Origin of the sequence: Pseudoalteromonas sp. SIMBA_162, from assembly GCF_046535955.1 — a bacterium.
GTDB classification, from domain to species: domain Bacteria; phylum Pseudomonadota; class Gammaproteobacteria; order Enterobacterales; family Alteromonadaceae; genus Pseudoalteromonas; species Pseudoalteromonas marina.
The window spans coordinates 1-239 of record NZ_JAWJBQ010001130.1 but is presented as its reverse complement, the minus strand read 5'-3'; the positions used below and the strand labels follow the sequence as shown (position 1 = coordinate 239).

Annotated in this window: 1 pseudogene; it reads left to right on the top strand. The window is 51.5% G+C overall.

Features of this window, described 5'->3' with window-relative positions:
* Positions 1-239 (top strand): annotated as a pseudogene (locus R0J88_RS23210) (UDP-N-acetyl-D-mannosamine dehydrogenase); the annotation flags it as partial.

Sequence of the window (239 nt, the reverse complement as noted above, 5' to 3'; positions counted from 1 at the left end):
CTGCCCGGAACGCGTGTTACCAGGACAGGTAATGGTCGAGCTGATTAAAAACGATCGCGTGATTGGTGGTATGACGCCGGTTTGTTCGGCCCGCGCCAGCGAACTGTACAAAATTTTCCTCGAAGGTGAGTGTGTCGTCACTAACTCGCGGACGGCGGAAATGTGTAAGCTCACCGAAAACAGCTTCCGCGATGTGAATATCGCTTTTGCTAATGAATTGTCGCTGATTTGTGCCGATC